We start from the raw sequence: 16734 nt of genomic DNA on the forward strand, positions 1-16734 counted from the left end.
CCATTAAGGGCGGCGCAATGCCACCCCAGGGGCACCACAAACGACCGATGATGCAAATCGGACAGACTACCCTCAGTCGATCAGGCAGTAACTGTCGGCGATGTCACGGCAGGACAACTTCGTTTTCGGCCCACCGGGCAGGTCACGAGGGGAATCGTTCGACCGTCCGCCCCTCGGACGAGGGCGTCCGACACCGCCCGCCGATCACCGACCGTGAAGCCCGCCTTGCGGCTATCGACACGGCCCAGCCCCCTAGTCAATAGCAGGACGTGTGGCAATGATCACTATCCGTTCGGCGGACGGACCAGGCGAGCCGGGCGTCGACTTTGCCCGGCGATCCACGCCTGTCATGATGCGGCGCATGTCTGTGCACCGCCGTACCGTGCTGGGGGCTGGCCTGGCCGCGGTCACCGCTGTCGTCACCGGCTGCCGCGAGCCGGCTTCGCCGTCCACGGTGGATGCCGCTGCTGCCACCGGTTCACCCGCCGGCCCCGCCGCAACGCACGGTCCCGGCGCCGGCACGTCGGGGGTGCCGTCGTCAGGAGCCCCCTCGGCGGCGGCTAGCGAGGCGCTCGGCGCGGCACCCGGCAGCTCGGCCGAGGCGGCGGCCGGCGGCAGCTTGAGCGGGCAGGCCGGTATCGGTACGCCCTCGCCGCTGAGCCGAGCCCTGACCGCTGAGCTGACCCGACACCTCAAACCGACCAGCGCGAACCCGAACCACCCCGCGTACGCCGGCGCGGTGGCCTACGTGCAGGTCGACGGCAAACTCCTCGCCCGCGCCGCGGTCGGCAAGGCCCTGCGCTACGACGCCGGCCCGGTGCTGCTACCCGAGTCGAAACAGGTCGCCATGCGCCACGACTCGATCTTCGACACCGCCTCGCTGACCAAGGTTTTCACCGCCATCCTGACCCTGCAACAGGTCGACGCCGGCCGGATCGCCCTCGACGCCCCCGTGGTGGACTACCTGCCCGGCTTCACCGGTGCCGGCAAGAACAAGATCACCGTCGCCATGCTGCTGGCCCACACCAGCGGGCTGCCCGTCGGCGCCAAGGTCACCGGTCTGCCCGACGACGCCGCCCGACGCGCCGCCGTACTCGCCACCCCGCTGATCAAGGGCGCCACCCCCGGCACCGTCTTCCGTTACTCCAGCGTCGGGCTCATGGTCGCCGCCCAACTCGTCGAGAATCTCACCGGCCAACGACTCGACAAGGCCCTCAAGTCCGGCATCACCGGCCCGCTCGGCCTGCACGACACCGGCTTCAACCCCAAGACCTGGCTCAGCAACACCGATCAGGCCGCCCGGCTCGTCGCCACCGACGCGCGGTCCTCCCGCGGGCTGTTGCGCGGCATCGTGCACGACGATGTCGCCAACCACCTCGGCGGGATCGCCGGACACGCCGGCATCTTCTCCACCGCCGCCGACCTCACCGTCATCGGACAGCTCCTGCTCAACGGCGGCACCTACCGCGGCACCCGGATCCTGTCGGAGGCCCTCACCCAGCGGATGCTGACCAACGTCAACGCCGGTCTGCCCGCGGTCGACGCCGAACGCCCCAACCGCACCTCCGACCACGGTCTCGGCGTCGTGCTCAACCAACCCTGGTTCATGGGCAGACTGGCCACCAAGGGCACCTTCGGACACACCGGCTTCACCGGCACCTCGCTGCTCGTGCATCCCGGCCGCCGACTCGTGCTCGTGCTGCTCACCAACCGCGCCCACCCCAACTGGAGTTGGGCCAACCCCGACCCGGTCCGGGTAGCGGTCGCCAACCTCTGCGCCTGAACGCCCTGCTTCCGGCACACCCCACACCTGGCACGGCCCGCACAAAAGGACAAAGAGCCTCGCTTCGACCAGGAGTGCGGGACGCGCCGAGGTACCCACGCCACAAGGCACTCCCCGAACCTGGTCCGGACGTGTCACGATTCAGAGCACGGCGTGTGAGTGGCGCCCAGGGCTGGACGCGGGGCGCGCCGCGGCGCGATGAGGAGGGTGTCCGGGTGTCAGCGGGTGGAGCCCGTCGGGGGCGACGGGACAACGGGATCGACGCGAGCGAGTACGCCGTGGCCGGCGACGTCGACCCACGCGTCGGCGAGCACCTGCTCGACGTGTTGGCGGCCGGCGGCATCGCCGCCTATCTGCAACCCTCGGCGGATCTGAACCCGGTCACCCGCACCACCACGGTGCCTTCTCGACCGGTCGACCGGCTCTACGTGGACCGCTCGCACCTGAGCACCGCCCGGGACTACCTGCACCAGCTGTCCGACGAGAATCCGCCCGGGGCCGCCCCCAGGGAACCGGACATCGACGCCGAGTGGGCCCAGATCGTCGCCGGGTTCCACAGCTCCCCCAGCACCGGGGCGAACCCCTGGCCGGCCGCGGAGGACGTGGATGATCCGCCGGCTCGCCCCGGCGGCACCGCCACGGCGACGCTGCCGAGCACGGAGGAGCCGGCCGGACCGACCACCACCACCCCGCTGCGCCGGTTGCCGTACGCGGGGGACATCTCCGGTGTCTCCGTGGGGCGTGGCCCCCGCGACGGGGACGGCCCCTCGCTGCTGGACGGCCTGGACACCTTCGGCGCGGACCTGCCGGACGACCCGGACGCCGACGAGCGCTACGTGCCGCCGCCGCCCCCACCCCTGCCCCGGGTCTCGAAGTACGCCGCCGCCGGGGTGCTAGCGGTGATATTCGGGTTCGTGTTGTTCCTCTTCCCGGACCTGATCCCGGCCGACCGGGGGGTGGTCACCCTGCTCGGGTTCACCGGCATCCTCGCCGGTTTCGTCACCCTGGTGTGGCGGCTGCGCCCGGGCGACGAGGAACGCGATCCCGACGATGGGGCGGTCGTCTGAGCCGTCGCACAGCAGCCGCCCGGATACCGGGACGGAGACCGCCTGCTCCGAGGCATGTAACAGTGGTGTAACTTACTGTCAGTAGGAATACCGTAGTACGTCACGTCACCCCCCTGACTGCCCCGGTTGTTCCTCCTCGTGGCGGTCACTCCCCTGCTGATCGGAATGCCCGAGATGCGACAGAGTTCCCTCGTGGTGGTAGCCAACCGCCTCCCCATCAACGACAACGTGGCGCTCGACGGCGCCTGCGAGTGGCGACGCAGTCCCGGTGGGCTGGTGAGCGCCCTGCACCCCCTGTTGAGACACACCCCGGCCACCTGGGTCGGCTGGGCCGGCGGGACCGGCCCCGCGCCCACCCTGCCGGACGTCGACGGGGTACGTATGCACACCGTCCCCCTGACCAGCGAAGACCTGCGCGACCACTACGAGGGCTTCGCCAACGCCACCCTCTGGCCGATCTACCACGACGCGGTGGAGCAGCCCGAGCATCACCGGCGCTGGTGGGACGCGTACCAGCGGGTCAACCAGCGCTTCGCCGAGGCGACCGCCCAGGTCGCCGAGGCCGGCGCGGTGGTCTGGGTGCAGGACTACCACCTGCAACTGGTGCCGGGGATGCTCCGTGCCCTGCGGCCCGACCTGCGCATCGGCTTCTTCCTGCACGTGCCCTTCCCGCCCCCGGAGTTGTTCATGCAGTTGCCCCGTCGGGCGGAACTGCTGCGCGGGATGCTCGGCGCGGATCTGGTCGGTTTCCAGCGAGCCCAGGCGGCGCACAACTTCTCCCAACTGGTGACCAAGGTGCTGGGGCTGCCGGCCACCGACCGGCGGATCGCGGTCGAGGACCGGATGGTGCGCATCGGGGCCTTCCCGGTCTCCATCGACACCAACGAGATGGCGGCGCTGGCCGGGCGGCCGGAGGTGTCCGACCGGGCCGGTCGGCTGCGGCACGACCTGGGCAGCCCGGAGCAGGTGATCCTCAGTGTGGACCGGATGGACTACACCAAGGGCATCGAGCAGCGGCTCAAGGCGTACAGCGAACTGCTGGCGGACGGGCACGTCAAGGTCCGCGACACCGTCCTGGTGCAGGTGGCGGTGCCCAGCCGGGAACGGGTCGGCCAGTACCAGATCCTCCGCGACCGGGTCGAGCGGGAGGTCGGCCGGATCAACGGCGAGTTCGGTCGGGTGGGTGAGCCCGCGATCCACTACCTGACCCAGCCGTTCGACCGGACCGAACTGGCCGCCCTCTACCGGGTGGCGGACGTGATGGCGGTGACTCCCCTGCGGGACGGGATGAACCTGGTCGCCAAGGAGTACGTGGCCGCCCGGGTGGATGACGGCGGTGCCCTGCTGCTCAGCGAGTTCGCCGGGGCCGCCGCCGAGTTGTCGCAGGCGTACCTGGTCAACCCGCACGACCTGGAGGGGCTCAAGCAGGGGTTGCTGGCGGCCCTGCGGGCCGAGCCGGCCGATGTCCGGGCCCGGATGCAGGCCATGCGCGCCCACCTGCGGGAACACGACATCCGGGCCTGGGCCCGGTCCTACCTGTCCGCCCTGGATCAGAGCGGATCGCTGCTGACCCGGCTCGGCGGCTGAGGGCGGCGGACGGGGGTCCGCCGCCCGTCAGGGCCGGTTGGGCTGCTTGAGCAGCCAGTCCAGGATGGCGTCGATCGGCTCCCGCCACCGGGCGTCCAGCATCAGGTCGTGTCCCATGCCCGGGAAGAGCAGGGGAGCCGAGCCGTACCGCCGGGCCGCGCGGGTCAGCGCCGCCGCCGGCACCACCCGGTCGTCCGGGCTGCCCAGGACCAGCACCGGCGGGCGGCCCACGGCCGGTTCCGGATCCCCGCCGGTGAGCAGTTGCCACTGGGCCCGCCGGGCGGCCCGACCCAGCCGGGCGGTGTGCCGCCGGGCCTCGGCCTCGGGCAGTTCCCGGCTGAACAGCTGGCTCCGACTCAGCCGCAGCCCGGCGCCGAACACCGCCGGCAGGGTGCCGACGGGGTTGTGCCGCAGCGCCGCACCCAGGCTCGCCCAGCCGCCGAGGACCGGGGCCACCAGCACCGCCGCCCGGGCCGGGTAGCGGGCCAGGGCGTGCGCCACCACCAGGGCCCCGGCGCCGTGCCCCACCAGCACCGCCTGGCGGGGCAGGCCCGCCGCCGCCTGGACCACATCGTGGGCGTACGCCCGCAGGTCGGCGTCCGGCGCGGGGCCGCTGCCGCCGTGCCCGCGCAGGCTGACCGCGTAGGCCGGGAAACCCCGGGCGGCGGTGTGCCCCAGCCAGTGCTCGGCGTACGCCCAGGCCCCGTGCCCGAAGCCGGGTACGAACAGCAGCGGCGGGTGCCCCTGCTCCAATTCCGGGACCACGCTGAGCACCTCGCGTCGGACCGGGCGGACCGGACGCGCCCACTCCCAACCGCGCACCATCCGTGGCTGCCGGCTCAACTGCGTCACTTGCCCTCCAGGTCGCGCAGCGCACGCTCCAGGGCGCGCAGGTAGTCGACATGGCCGACCTCGAACCAGTGCCGGGTGGAGTCCTTGACCCGACCCGAGTAGCGTTCACCCGCCCCGGAGGTCACCCGGGCGGCGAAGGCGGCGGCGCGTTGCGGGCGGGTCATCCGGGCGTGCAGCAGGCGGGCGAAGAGCACGGCCTGCCAGTGCACCAGCGGGAAGAGACCGGAGTCCGGTTGGAGCAGGCCGGCGACCGCCAGGGTCGGATAGTTCGGGACGAAGGCGTTGAGCCACAGCCGGGGGCGGCCCACCCCCTCGTCGTCGCCGAGGATCTTCGCGTCGAGGAACTCGAAGCGCGGCAGGTAGCCGGTGGCGAAGATGACGAGTTCCGGGTCGATCTGTCGGCCGTCGGTCAACTCCACGGAGTGGGAGTGCAGCCGGGCGATGTCCGGCACGGGGGTGATCGCGCCGTGACCGACGTGGTAGACGAGTTGACTGTTGGCGATCGGGTGGGTCTCGTACACCCGGTGGTCCGGCTCGGGCAGGCCGAAGCGGGTCAGGTCGCCGACCGTCAGCCGCAGGGTGCGGTGGTAGAGCCACTGGCGTAGCCACAGCGGCACCCGCAGGGCCAGCAGGGTGTCGTTGACCTGGTCGGCCGGGCGACCGAAGACGTACTTGGGGGCGTACCAGTAGCCGCGCCGGGTGGAGTGCCAGCAGTGCGAGGCCTGCTGGGCGGCCTCCACGGCGATGTCGCAGCCGGTGTTGCCGGCCCCGACCACCAGCACCCGCTTGCCGCGCAACTGGGCCGGGTCCTGGTAGGAGGAGGCGTGCATGACCTCGCCCCGGAACTGCTCCAGCCCCTCGTAGCGGGGCAGCTTGGGGGACCAGTTGTGCCCGTTGGCGATCAGCACGGCGGCGTACCGGGAGGTGCGTTCGGGGCCGTAGCCGCCGGTGCTGCGGGTCGTGACGTCCCAACGGTCGTCCGCCACCGGTTCGATCCGCACCACCTCGGTGCCGAACCAGATGTGCCGACGCAGGTCGAAGTGGTCGGCATACCGCTCGAAATAGGACAGCAGCCGGCTGTGGTGCGGGTAGTCCGGCCAGTCGTCCGGCATCGGGAAGTCGGGGAACTGGGTGAAGGGCCGCGAGGAGATCAGGTGGGTGCTGGCGTACACCGGGCTGCGGTCGTGTCGCCAGTTCCAGGCGCCGCCGATGCCGGTCTCGCGTTCGTAGCAGTCCACCCCGAAGCCGTGCTCGGCGAGGTTCTTGATCGCGGTCAGGCCGCTGGCTCCGGCGCCGATGACACAGACGGTGTCACCCCGGTCGGCGACCGGGCGACCGTCGTGGCTGCGGGCTGGCGTGGTCGTCTCCGGATCGGGCCGGCCGTGCTCGGTGGGGGTGGGCACCGGGGATCTCCTTCGTCTCGGCACGCATGCCGGGTCGCGCGAAATCTTCTCCACATCCGCGCGGTATGTCCAGCCCGTCCGAGCGTCGCAGGTCAGCCGGTCGTCGGCAGGAGCAGATCGACGACGATCGGAAAATGGTCACTGGCCCGCCGGGTCAGGGGGGTGTCCAGCACGTCGTAGTCGACCACGGTGATCCGGGGGTCGACGAAGACCGCGTCGATGCGCCGCCGCGGGTTCGCGCAGGAGTAGGTGAGCCGGTCGGCCCGGTCTGCGGCGATCGCGGCGTCGGTCAGCCCGTCCGCCAGGACGCACCAGGCCGACCCGTCCGGTTCGTCGTTGAGGTCGGCCGCCGCGATCACCGGCCACGGCGCGGCCTGCACCTCCTTCTTGAACAGTCTCGCCTGCTCCGGCCGCTCCACCGGGTCGGTGGCCAGGTGCGACCCGGCCACCGTGAACCGGGCGCCGCCGCCGACCAGACAGTCGGCGTACGCGGCACCCCGCATGTGTCGGCCTGGGGTCAGCGGGAACCGCTGGTGACGCACCCCGGTCACCCGTACCCGCAGGTTGACCAGCAGCAGGTTGCCCAGCGAGGGCAGTCCACCGGCGGCGACCACCAGACCCAGGGAGGCGGCCAGGGAGGCCGACTTGGACCGCCACCCGAAGCGGCGGGGGCCCTCCTGGACGATCAGCACATCCGGTGCCAGTTGGCGGACGACCGTGGCCAGGGCGGTGGTGTCGTCGCGTTGGCCGTGCACGTTGTAGGACACGACGCGCAGCGGCACCCCGGGGGCGGAGTCGGCCATGTCAGATCCGCCGGGCCAGGTCGGCCGCGCCGATGACTCCGGCGGCGTTGCCCAGCTCGGCCGGGCGGATCTCGGCCACCGGCAGCCGGCTGCGCTGGGCCAGCGACTCGGTGTAGGACCGCCGGGTCGGGCCCATCAGCAGGTCACCGGCCTCGATGACGCCACCGCCGATGACGAGCACCTGGGGGTCGAGCATCTGGGCCATGTCCGCCAGGCTGGTGCCGAGCCAGCGCCCGACCTGGGCGAAGGCCTCCGTGGCGACCGGGTCACCGGCCTTGGCCGCGGCGGTCACCATCGGGCCGGTGATCGCCTCGGCCTCGCCGGCCGCCAGTTCCAGCAGCGCGGTCGCCCGCTGCGGTTCCTGTCGGGCCGCGGCCCGGGCGAAGCGGACCAGGGCGCTGCCGCTGGCGTACTGCTCGATGCAGCCGAGCCGACCGCAGCCGCACTGGTGCCCGTCCGGGACGGCGAGCATGTGGCCCAGTTCGGCGGCGATGCCGTTGGCGCCACGAACCAGGCCACCGCCGAGTACGATGCCGCCGCCGACCCCGGTGCCGATGGTGAACATGACCATCGAGTCCTCGGCCTGCCGGGCCGCGCCGTAGCGGAACTCCGCCCAGGCGGCCACGTTGCCGTCGTTCTCCACGATCACCGGCAACCCGACGGCCGCGCTGACGTACGCCCGCAACGGCTCGTCCCGCCAGGCCAGGTTGGGGGCGAACAGCACGGTGGAGCGGCTGGCGTCGATCCACCCGGCCGCCCCGATGCCGACCGCCTGGATGTCGTGCCCGGTGGCCAGTTCGGCGACCAGTTCGATGATGACGTCGCGGGTCTTGCCCACGTCGTCGGCGGGGGTGTCCCGTCGGGTCTGCACCAGCACCGTGCCGGTGTCGTCGACGACACCGCCGGCCACCTTCGTGCCACCCACGTCGACTCCGATGGTCAGCGTCACCGCTGCCACTCCCCTCTGCTGTGCCCCGCGCACACCTGCTCTGGGCCGGTGGTGCGGGTGGTCCCTGAAGTCAGGCGTCGTCGCCTGGTGCGCCCTGCTGCTCGGCGCCGGTGGGCACCGCGGCGTCCGAGGACACGACCCGGCCGTCGCCGTCCGGGGTCCGTGAGGTGGGCACCACCGGGCGGCCGACCTCCGGCGTCGGGCCTGCGGCGTCCGCGACCGGCCCGGCGGCGTCGACGGGCGGGACGGCCGGGACGGCGCCCTCCTCCGCCCGGGTAGCGGCGGTCCAGACGTCCCGATCCGGTGCCGGCTGAGAATCATGCCCGGTACGGGTCGCCTCGCGCCACACGTGGTCACCATCGGCGCCGGTGCCCGGTTCGTGATAGGGGTCCTCGGGGGTCTCGGTGGGGGCGAAGGCCCGCAGGAAGCTGGCCAGGCCGGCGGCCAGGTCACCGGCACCGGTGGCCAACCGCTCCGCGAATTCCGGACTCGGATCACGCAACGCGGCGATTCCTCGGCAGACGGGGCAGACACAGCATTCCGCCGTACCGGTGGCGAAACCCGCCCCGGTGGCCTGGTCGGAGGAGTCCGACGGGCCGTTGTGACCGAGGACACTGGTCACCATCCCGCCCAGGGCGCCCAGGGGTCCCCCACCGGGGCTGGCGGCGGCCAACCGCGCGCTGGCCAGCAGAGTGGCGACCAGCCGCTCCGCCTCCTGCCGGGCCGAACCCGGATCCGTTGCACCCATCGTGGGCTCCTCTGCCGTGAGCGACCGCGCCGCCGGACGCCTCAGTGCGCCGAGCCAGATGCTTCTACCCGGCGCTTGAGCTGCTTCAACGCGGCATCCATGATCATTTTCTCGGCCTTGCGCCGAAACATCCCCAGCATCCCGACCGCGAGTTCCACCTCCAGGGTGTAGGTCACGGTGGTGCTGCCGTCGGCGTTGCCGACCAGGTCGTACGAGCCGCGCTGGAGCTTCTGCATCTTCGACGGCGCCACCAGGTGCCACTCGATGCGGGACAGGTCCTCGGCGTAGGCGTACTCCAGCACGTACTCGTCGGCCATCACCCCGGCGTCTAGGACGAAGCGGACCTGGCTGGCGTAACCGTCCTCGTACTCCTCGATGACCTCCGCCTGCCGTACCGCGTCGGTCCAGCGGGGATAGCTCGGGAAGTCGCAGATGACCGCCGCCACCTGATCCGGTGACGCGCCGATGATGATCGACTGGGTGGAGGAGTCCGCCATGGGGGGAGGCTACCGCCCCGACCGGGCGGTCGCGCCGCGCCGCCCCACCTGCGATGTGCCGGCCGAGGGTGGGCCAGGTAGGTTTCGGAATGAGCAGACCCGCCGGTGGCGCCCCCGACCGGCCAGTGCAAGCACGAGGGAGTGCAGGTGCGCGAGTTCTCCGTCCCGCCGATCGTCACCGTCGGCGATTCGGCCAACCTCACCGATCCCGTCTGGGACAACGCCGAGGTGGCGCCGGACGCGGTGCAGTTCCTCCGCCGTGACTCCAACGGGGCCCTGGTGGAGGTCACCTGCCGCCAGTTCCGCGACGAGGTGATCGCGGTCGCCCGCGGCCTGGTCGCCACCGGCGTCAAGCCCGGCGACCGGGTGGCGCTGATGAGCCGCACCCGCTACGAGTGGACCCTCGTCGACTACGCCATCTGGGCCGCCGGCGCGGTGACCGTGCCGGTCTACGAGACCTCCAGCGCCGAACAGGCCGCCTGGATCCTGGCCGACTCCGGCGCGGTGGCCGCCGTGGTGGAGACCACCGCCCACGCCACCCTGCTGGCCGGGGTCCGGGACCGGACCCCGGAGCTGGCCAACACCTGGCAGATCGACCTCGGCGGGGTCGACGACCTGATCAGGGCGGGCGCGACGGTGGAACCCGCCGAGATCGACCGACGGCGGGCCGAACTGCGCTCCTCCGCCTTGGCCACGATCATCTACACCAGCGGCACCACCGGTCGGCCCAAGGGCTGCGTGCTGACCCACCGCAACATGTACACCGACATCGCCAACGCGGTGCCGGTGCTGCCGAACCTGTTCGGCCCGAACGCCTCCACCCTGCTCTTCCTGCCGTTGGCGCACGCCTTCGCCCGGCTCATCCAGATCGGTGTGGTGCAGGCCCGGGCCACCATGGCGCACTGCCCGGACCCCAAGAACCTGGTCGCTGATCTCCAGGAGATCAAGCCGACCTTCGTGCTGTCCGTGCCCCGGGTCTTCGAGAAGGTCTACAACGGCGCCAAGCAGAAGGCCGAGGCCGCCGGCAAGGGCAAGATCTTCGCTCGGGCCGAGGCGGTCGCCATCGCCTACAGCGAGGCGCTGGAGACCTCGGCCGGGCCCGGCCTGGCGCTGCGGGTCCAGCACGCCCTCTTCGACAAGCTGGTCTACGGCAAGCTGCGGGCCGCCCTCGGCGGGCGCTGCCGCGACGCGATGTCCGGTGGGGCCCCGCTCGGTGCCCGGCTAGGGCACTTCTTCCGGGGTGTCGGAGTGACCGTCTACGAGGGGTACGGGCTCACCGAGACCTCCCCGGCCGCCTCGGCGAACCTGCCGGGCTTCACCCGCATCGGTACGGTCGGTCGGCCGCTGCCCGGGGTGACCATCCGGATCGCCGACGACGGCGAGGTCCTCATCGCCGGTGACATCGTCTTCCAGGGGTACTGGCGCAACCAGGAGGCCACCGCCGAGGCGATCAGCTCCGACGGCTGGTTCGCCACCGGCGACCTCGGTCAGCTCGACGGCGACGGCTTCCTGACCATCACCGGCCGGAAGAAGGAGATCATCGTGACGGCCGGCGGCAAGAACGTCGCCCCGGCCATGCTGGAGGACCAGGTGCGGGCGCACCAACTGGTCAGCCAGTGCGTCGTGGTGGGCGACCGGCAGCCGTTCATCGCCGCCCTGATCACCCTGGACGAGGAGGCGCTACCGGCCTGGTTGGCCTCGGTCGGCCTGCCCGCCGACACCAGCGCCGAGAAGCTGCGCGAGCACGAGGGGCTGCGCGCGGAGATCCAGGGCGCGGTGGACCTGGCCAACCAGTCCGTCTCCAAGGCCGAGGCGATCAAGGTGTTCCGGATCCTGCCCCAGGACTTCACCGAGGCCACCGGCGAGCTGACCCCCTCGCTGAAGGTGAAGCGTCAGGTCGTACACAAGACGTACGCGGCGGAAATCGCGGACATCTACCGCGGCTGACTACGATCCGTCACGTGTCCGCCTCGACAACCGCCCTGGCCCGTTCCCATCCGCTCGCCTCGGCGACCCGGGTGGTCGTGCTCGCACTGGTCGCCGTCCTGACCCTGCTGGCCACCCGTGACCTGACCCAGCTCTGGTGGATCGTGCTGCTGGCGGTCGCCGGCATGCCGGCCTCGCTGGCCCCCGAGCACTGGCTGATCGGGCCGATCAGCCGGACGGCGGAGGTGGTGGTGCTGGGCCTGGCGGCGAGCCAGGTGGCGGCGGTGGCCACCATCGGGGGGCACATCGACGGGCTGGGGGCCTCCGCGGTGCTGCCGTACCTGGCGGTGCCGGTGACGGTCACCGCGTTGCGGCGCCGCTTCCGCGAGGGGGCCCTGCTGATCGCCACCCTGGCGGGCACCCTGCTGATCACCGGCGGGCTGACCCTGGTCGGCGGGGTCCGGCAGCTGACCCAGACCGGTTACCTCGTGGTCTGCGCCCAGTGGCTGATCCTGGCCGTGCTCGGCCTCTACGCGGCACAGACCCTGCACCGGGTGATGCAGCTGCGACACGACGCCAAACCCCAGCCGTACGCCGAGGCGACCCGGCTGCTGACCCAGCTGCGTACGGTCGCCCGCCAACTGCCCGGCGCGACCCTGGACCCCGGGGGGATATCCGAGCACCTCCTCGAGGAGCTGCGCACGGTGGCCCGTACCGACCGGGGGGCAGTGCTGTCCGCCAGCGGCGGGGGGCGGCTGGTGGTGCTGGCCCAGATCGGCGCGGACCGGGTCGACTGGGAGACCACCCTGGACGCGGACTCCGCCATCGCCGACGCCTGGGCCAGTCAGCAGCCGCAGACCGCGGCCCGGTCCCAGTCCCGGTCCCACCGGGGCGGGGAGGTCTCCGCGCTGATCGTGCCGCTGGTCGCCGGGGTCCGTACGGTCGGTCTGGTGGTGTTGGAGGCCGACGCCGGCCACGCCTACCCGCCCTCGGTGACCGCCGAGGTGACCGGGCTGACCGGCCCGGCGGCGCTGCGCCTGGAAGCCGCCCTGCTCTTCGACGAGGTGCGGTCGCTGGCCACCAACGAGGAGCGGCAGCGCCTGGCCCGGGAGATCCACGACGGGGTGGCCCAGGAGCTGGTGATGGTCGGCTACGGCATCGACAACGCCCTGGCCACCGTGCACGAGGACACCGAGGAGACCGCCGAGAGCCTGCGCACCCTGCGGCAGGAGGTCACCCGGGTCATCACCGAGCTGCGGTTGAGCCTGTTCGAGCTGCGCAGTGAGGTGGACCGGCACGGGGGCCTGGCCGCCGCCATCGCCGAGTACGCCCGCACGGTCGGCGCCTCCGGCGGGCTGCGGGTGCACCTGTCCCTCGACGAGTCCACCGCCCGGCTGCCCGCCGCCACCGAGGCCGAGTTGCTGCGCATCGCCCAGGAGGCGGTAACCAACGCCCGCAAGCACGCCGGTGCCGCCAACCTCTGGGTCACCTGCGAGGTGGACCCCCCGTACGCCCAGATCGAAGTGTCGGATGACGGTCACGGCATAGGTGACCAACGTTCCGACGGGCACTATGGGCTTGCGATCATGGCCGAGAGAGCGGAACGTATCCGGGGCCGGTTGGAGATTCGACCACGTCAGCCCAGCGGGACGACCGTGGCGGTGGTGGTCGGCTCGTCGCCCCGGCGCGATAACCTTCGCGGTAGCGCCGCCGCAGCAGAAGGGGAGTAACCCGAGGATGACCACAAGTCCGACACCGGCTACCCGTACCAAGGTCCTCCTTGTCGACGACCACGACTTGATCCGGAAAGGCCTGCGGCACGCCTTCGAGCGCGACCGGCAGTTCGAGGTCGTGGGTGAGGCTGCGACCGCGGCGGAGGGGGTACGGCAGGCCGGCGCGTTGCAGCCGGATGTGGTGATCATGGACCTGCGGCTGCCCGACGGCAGCGGCCTGGAGGCCACCCGGGCGCTGCGCAAGTCCAGCGCCTCGATGGGCATCGTCGTGCTCACCATGTACGCCGGCGACGACCAGCTCTTCGGCGCCCTGGAGGCCGGGGCCAGCGCCTTCGTGCCGAAGACCGCGCCGGCCGACGAGGTGGTCGCCGCCGCCCGGCACGCCGCCTCCTCCCCCAGCGCCTTCACCGCCGCCGACCTGGCCGAGGCGATGAAGCGTCGACTGGCCCCCTCCGGCCCGCAGCTGTCGCCGCGCGAGGGTCAGGTGCTGCGGCTGCTGGCCGACGGCATGAGCGTCGCCGGCATCGCCAAGCAGTTGTTCGTCAGCGAGTCGACCGCCAAGACCCACATCTCCAAGCTCTACGAGAAGCTCGGCGCGGCCAACCGGGCCCAGGCCCTGATGACCGCCCTGCGGCTCGGTCTGCTGGAGGCCCCGGACGCGCCCAAGTTCTAGGTAACCCAGAGTGCACGGATGATCCGTGTCCGCCACTGTGCGGGCACGGATCATCTGTATCGACCGCCATCTTGCGACACACTATGGTTTCGGTGACGAAAGTGGGGCAGAATCCCCGCCTGGGCACTGATGCCCGACATGGTGCGCGGAGGAGACAGCAGGATGCAGCGGCCGGACTGGGCGCCCGAGACGATCGATGTCGAGCGGCCCAGCGTCGCTCGGATGTACGACTACTACCTCGGCGGTTCGCACAACTTCGCGGTGGACCGGGCGGCGGCCCAGGCCATGGTGGCCGCGGTGCCGGAGGCCCCGCTGATGGCCCAGGCCAACCGCGCCTTCCTGCGTAGGGCCGTGCAGTTCCTCACCGAGGCCGGCGTCCGGCAGTTCCTGGACATCGGTTCGGGCATCCCCACCGCCGGCAACGTGCACGAGATCGCCCAGCGGCACGCCCCCGACTCCCGGGTGGTCTATGTCGACGTCGACCCGGTGGCGGTGGCCCACAGCCGGGAGATCCTGGCCGGCAACGAGGGTGCGACCGTGATCCAGGAGGATCTGCGCCACCCCGAGCGCATCCTCGGCCACCCCGAGATCCGCGCCCTGCTCGACTTCTCCCAGCCGGTCGCCGTACTGGTCGTGGCGGTGCTGCACTTCGTCGGCGACCAGGACCGGCCGTCCGAGCTGCTGGCCACCCTGCGGGCGGCGCTGGCGCCGGGCAGCTACCTGGTGCTCTCCCAGGCCAGCGACGACGGCCGCAGCGAGGCCGAACGGGCCGAGGCGCAGAAGGTCTACCAGCGCACCGACAACCCCCTGTGGGTACGCAGCCGGGCCGAGCTGACGGCCTTCTTCGAGGGGTTCGACCTGGTGGAGCCCGGGGTGGTGTGGGTGCCGCAGTGGCGTCCGGAGACCCCGGACAGCGTCGAGGACGCCGAGCGGGCGGTCTTCCTCGGTGGGGTCGGGCGGCTCGGTGGCTGAGCCGGCGGACGACCTCGCCCGGGTGGGGGTGTTCGCTCGGGCCTGGGCCAAGGCGCTGACGGGCACCAGCTACTTTCCGCTGACCCACGCCCAACTGGAGACGCTGTTGCAGCGGCTCACCGATCAACTGGCCGAGGCGCTGCGAAGCGAACCGCTGGACCTGCGCGCCGGGCATCGGGTGGCCGCCGAACTGGTCGCCGCGCACATCGGCTCCGCCGAGGCCCTGGGTCGTACCGTCGAGGTGATCCAGCTCCGGCTGGTCCGCGACCTGGACCTGGTCACCGACGACATCGCCGACCGGATGGCCCGGCTGATCGCGGCGATCGCCACCGGCTACGCCCGGGCGCTGCGCGACCGGACCCTGGACGAGCAGGAGGCGATCCGGCGGGCCGCGCAGACCGCCCGCGCCGAGGCGGAGCGGGCGCTGCGGGCCAGCGAGGCCCGCTTCCGGCACCAGGCCACCCATGACCCCCTCACCGACCTGCCCAACCGGACGCTGTTCGCCGACCGGCTGGCCGCGGTCTGCGCCGGGCATCCCGCCGGTGACCAGCGGGTCGGGCTGTGCTTCCTGGACATCGACCGGTTCAAGCGCATCAACGACTCCTACGGCCACCAGATCGGTGACCGGGCCCTGGTGGCGGCCGCGCACCGGCTCAGCCGCGCCGTGGAACCCCACCTGGTGGCCCGCCTCGGCGGGGACGCCTTCATGATCCTGGTGGAACGCTCCACCGGCACCGGGGACGTGGTGGCCGTCGCCGAGTCCGCCCTGGCGGCGATGGCGGAGCCGGCGCTGGTCGGCGGGCATGACATCACGGTCACCGCCAGCGTCGGGGTGGTGGAGCGGCGGGTGGCCGGCACCACCCCGGACGACCTGCTGCGGGCGGCCGGCAGCACCCTCCAGTGGGCCAAGCACGCCGGTGGCGCGGGATGGGCCCTGTACGACGCCGAACGCGACGGCCGGGAACAGGCCCGGCAGGCGTTGAGCGCCGCCATCCCCGGCGGGCTGGAACGCGGCGAGTTCTACCTCGACTATCAGCCGCTGACCTCCTTGCAGGACGGTTCGATGCTCGGGGTCGAGGCGCTGGTGCGCTGGCGGCACCCGCAGTTGGGGGTGCTGCGTCCGGACCGCTTCATCGGGTTGGCCGAGGAGACCGGCCTGATCGTGCCGCTGGGCTCCTGGGTGCTCGCCGAGGCCTGCCGGGAGGCGGTCGGCTGGTCGGCCAGGACCGGGGAACCCCCGTACGTCAGCGTCAACCTGGCGGTGCGTCAGGTCCGCCAGGTTGACCTGGTGCAGGAGGTGTGCGGTCTGCTGCAACGCACCGGCCTGCCACCGGACCGGCTCCAGTTGGAGATCACCGAGAGCATGATGATGAGCAGCGCCGAGCAGCCGGTGCGGGCCCTGCGGGCCCTGGCCGACCTCGGGGTCCGAATCGCCATCGACGACTTCGGCACCGGTTACAGCAACCTGGCGTACCTGCGGGATCTGCCGGTGACCGAGTTGAAGGTGGCCGGGGAGTTCGTCCGGGGGCTGCGCGCACCGGAGGCCCCGGACGAACGGATCCTGGCCTCACTGGTCTCCCTGGCCCACGCCCTGGACCTGACGGTGACCGCGGAGGGGGTGGAGACCGTGGGGCAGGCCGAACGGCTGCGCGCGATCGGCTGCGACGCGGGTCAGGGCTGGCACTTCGGCCGCCCCGCCCCCGCCGAACACATCCTCGCCCGCCTCCGCTGAGGCAGACCG

At 72.1% G+C, this 16734-nt stretch carries 14 protein-coding genes; 8 read left to right on the forward strand and 6 right to left on the reverse strand.

What is annotated here, in order from left to right:
* Positions 1-361: 361 nt before the first annotated feature.
* The 3 genes from ABZ795_RS23925 to ABZ795_RS23935 all read left to right on the forward strand — a co-directional run bounded on the left by ABZ795_RS23925 (position 362) and on the right by ABZ795_RS23935 (position 4437).
* Positions 362-1783 carry a serine hydrolase domain-containing protein gene (locus tag ABZ795_RS23925; RefSeq protein WP_357531952.1) on the forward strand — a complete coding sequence of 474 codons (1422 nt, stop codon included), beginning with the start codon at positions 362-364 and terminating at the stop codon, positions 1781-1783.
* A gap of 215 nt (positions 1784-1998) precedes the next feature.
* On the forward strand, positions 1999-2850 hold the full coding sequence (locus ABZ795_RS23930) for a DUF308 domain-containing protein (RefSeq protein ID WP_357531953.1): 852 nt from the start codon (positions 1999-2001) through the stop codon (positions 2848-2850).
* 174 nt (positions 2851-3024) lie between these two features.
* Entirely contained in the window at positions 3025-4437 is a 1413-nt protein-coding gene (locus tag ABZ795_RS23935; protein ID WP_327024787.1) for a trehalose-6-phosphate synthase, read from the forward strand.
* A gap of 27 nt (positions 4438-4464) precedes the next feature.
* Here ABZ795_RS23935 and ABZ795_RS23940 read toward each other — a convergent pair whose 3' ends face one another.
* From ABZ795_RS23940 to ABZ795_RS23965, 6 genes are all read right to left on the reverse strand, one after another.
* Positions 4465-5280, reverse strand: coding sequence for an alpha/beta fold hydrolase (locus ABZ795_RS23940; protein ID WP_357531979.1), 816 nt, complete (start codon positions 5278-5280; stop codon positions 4465-4467).
* A 5-nt stretch (positions 5281-5285) separates the two neighbouring features.
* The gene (locus ABZ795_RS23945; protein ID WP_357531954.1) at positions 5286-6692 is read right to left on the reverse strand and encodes an NAD(P)-binding domain-containing protein; all 1407 of its coding nucleotides are present in this window, start codon (positions 6690-6692) and stop codon (positions 5286-5288) included.
* A gap of 92 nt (positions 6693-6784) precedes the next feature.
* Positions 6785-7495, reverse strand: a complete 711-nt coding sequence (locus ABZ795_RS23950) for an endonuclease/exonuclease/phosphatase family protein (protein WP_327024785.1) — start codon at positions 7493-7495, stop codon at positions 6785-6787.
* A gap of 1 nt (position 7496) precedes the next feature.
* Positions 7497-8453, reverse strand: a complete 957-nt coding sequence (locus ABZ795_RS23955; protein WP_327024784.1) for an ROK family glucokinase — start codon at positions 8451-8453, stop codon at positions 7497-7499.
* 61 nt (positions 8454-8514) lie between these two features.
* On the reverse strand, positions 8515-9192 hold the full coding sequence (locus ABZ795_RS23960) for a hypothetical protein (protein ID WP_327024783.1): 678 nt from the start codon (positions 9190-9192) through the stop codon (positions 8515-8517).
* Positions 9193-9233: 41 nt separating this feature from the next.
* Positions 9234-9689, reverse strand: a complete 456-nt coding sequence (locus ABZ795_RS23965; RefSeq protein WP_327024782.1) for an SRPBCC family protein — start codon at positions 9687-9689, stop codon at positions 9234-9236.
* 147 nt (positions 9690-9836) lie between these two features.
* On the opposite strand from ABZ795_RS23965, the gene ABZ795_RS23970 reads away from it, so the two are divergent.
* From ABZ795_RS23970 to ABZ795_RS23990, 5 genes are all read left to right on the forward strand, one after another.
* A complete protein-coding gene (locus tag ABZ795_RS23970) occupies positions 9837-11636 on the forward strand; it encodes an AMP-dependent synthetase/ligase (protein WP_357531955.1) in 1800 nt (599 codons plus the stop codon).
* Positions 11637-11650: 14 nt separating this feature from the next.
* Positions 11651-13345: a GAF domain-containing sensor histidine kinase gene (locus ABZ795_RS23975; protein WP_327024780.1), complete on the forward strand. Its 1695-nt coding sequence runs from the start codon at positions 11651-11653 to the stop codon at positions 13343-13345.
* A gap of 7 nt (positions 13346-13352) precedes the next feature.
* Positions 13353-14021, forward strand: a complete 669-nt coding sequence (locus tag ABZ795_RS23980; protein WP_007072219.1) for a response regulator transcription factor — start codon at positions 13353-13355, stop codon at positions 14019-14021.
* Positions 14022-14183: 162 nt separating this feature from the next.
* Positions 14184-14993, forward strand: coding sequence for an SAM-dependent methyltransferase (locus ABZ795_RS23985; protein WP_357531956.1), 810 nt, complete (start codon positions 14184-14186; stop codon positions 14991-14993).
* Positions 14986-16725: a bifunctional diguanylate cyclase/phosphodiesterase gene (locus ABZ795_RS23990; protein WP_357531957.1), complete on the forward strand. Its 1740-nt coding sequence runs from the start codon at positions 14986-14988 to the stop codon at positions 16723-16725. Before ABZ795_RS23985 ends, ABZ795_RS23990 begins: the two co-directional genes overlap by 8 nt.
* Positions 16726-16734 lie beyond the last annotated feature (9 nt).

It is taken from the genome of Micromonospora sp. NPDC047134, from assembly GCF_040643455.1.
Lineage (GTDB): Bacteria > Actinomycetota > Actinomycetes > Mycobacteriales > Micromonosporaceae > Micromonospora.

What these genes read in the sequence shown, in the direction of transcription:
- ABZ795_RS23950 (WP_327024785.1), bottom strand. Translation starts at nt 7,495, where the DNA reads ATGGCCGACTCCGCCCCCGGGGTGCCGCTGCGCGTCGTGTCCTACAAC.
- ABZ795_RS23985 (WP_357531956.1), top strand. Translation starts at nt 14,184, where the DNA reads ATGCAGCGGCCGGACTGGGCGCCCGAGACGATCGATGTCGAGCGGCCC.
- ABZ795_RS23925 (WP_357531952.1), top strand. Translation starts at nt 362, where the DNA reads ATGTCTGTGCACCGCCGTACCGTGCTGGGGGCTGGCCTGGCCGCGGTC.
- ABZ795_RS23980 (WP_007072219.1), top strand. Translation starts at nt 13,353, where the DNA reads ATGACCACAAGTCCGACACCGGCTACCCGTACCAAGGTCCTCCTTGTC.
- ABZ795_RS23965 (WP_327024782.1), bottom strand. Translation starts at nt 9,689, where the DNA reads ATGGCGGACTCCTCCACCCAGTCGATCATCATCGGCGCGTCACCGGAT.
- ABZ795_RS23960 (WP_327024783.1), bottom strand. Translation starts at nt 9,192, where the DNA reads ATGGGTGCAACGGATCCGGGTTCGGCCCGGCAGGAGGCGGAGCGGCTG.
- ABZ795_RS23935 (WP_327024787.1), top strand. Translation starts at nt 3,025, where the DNA reads ATGCGACAGAGTTCCCTCGTGGTGGTAGCCAACCGCCTCCCCATCAAC.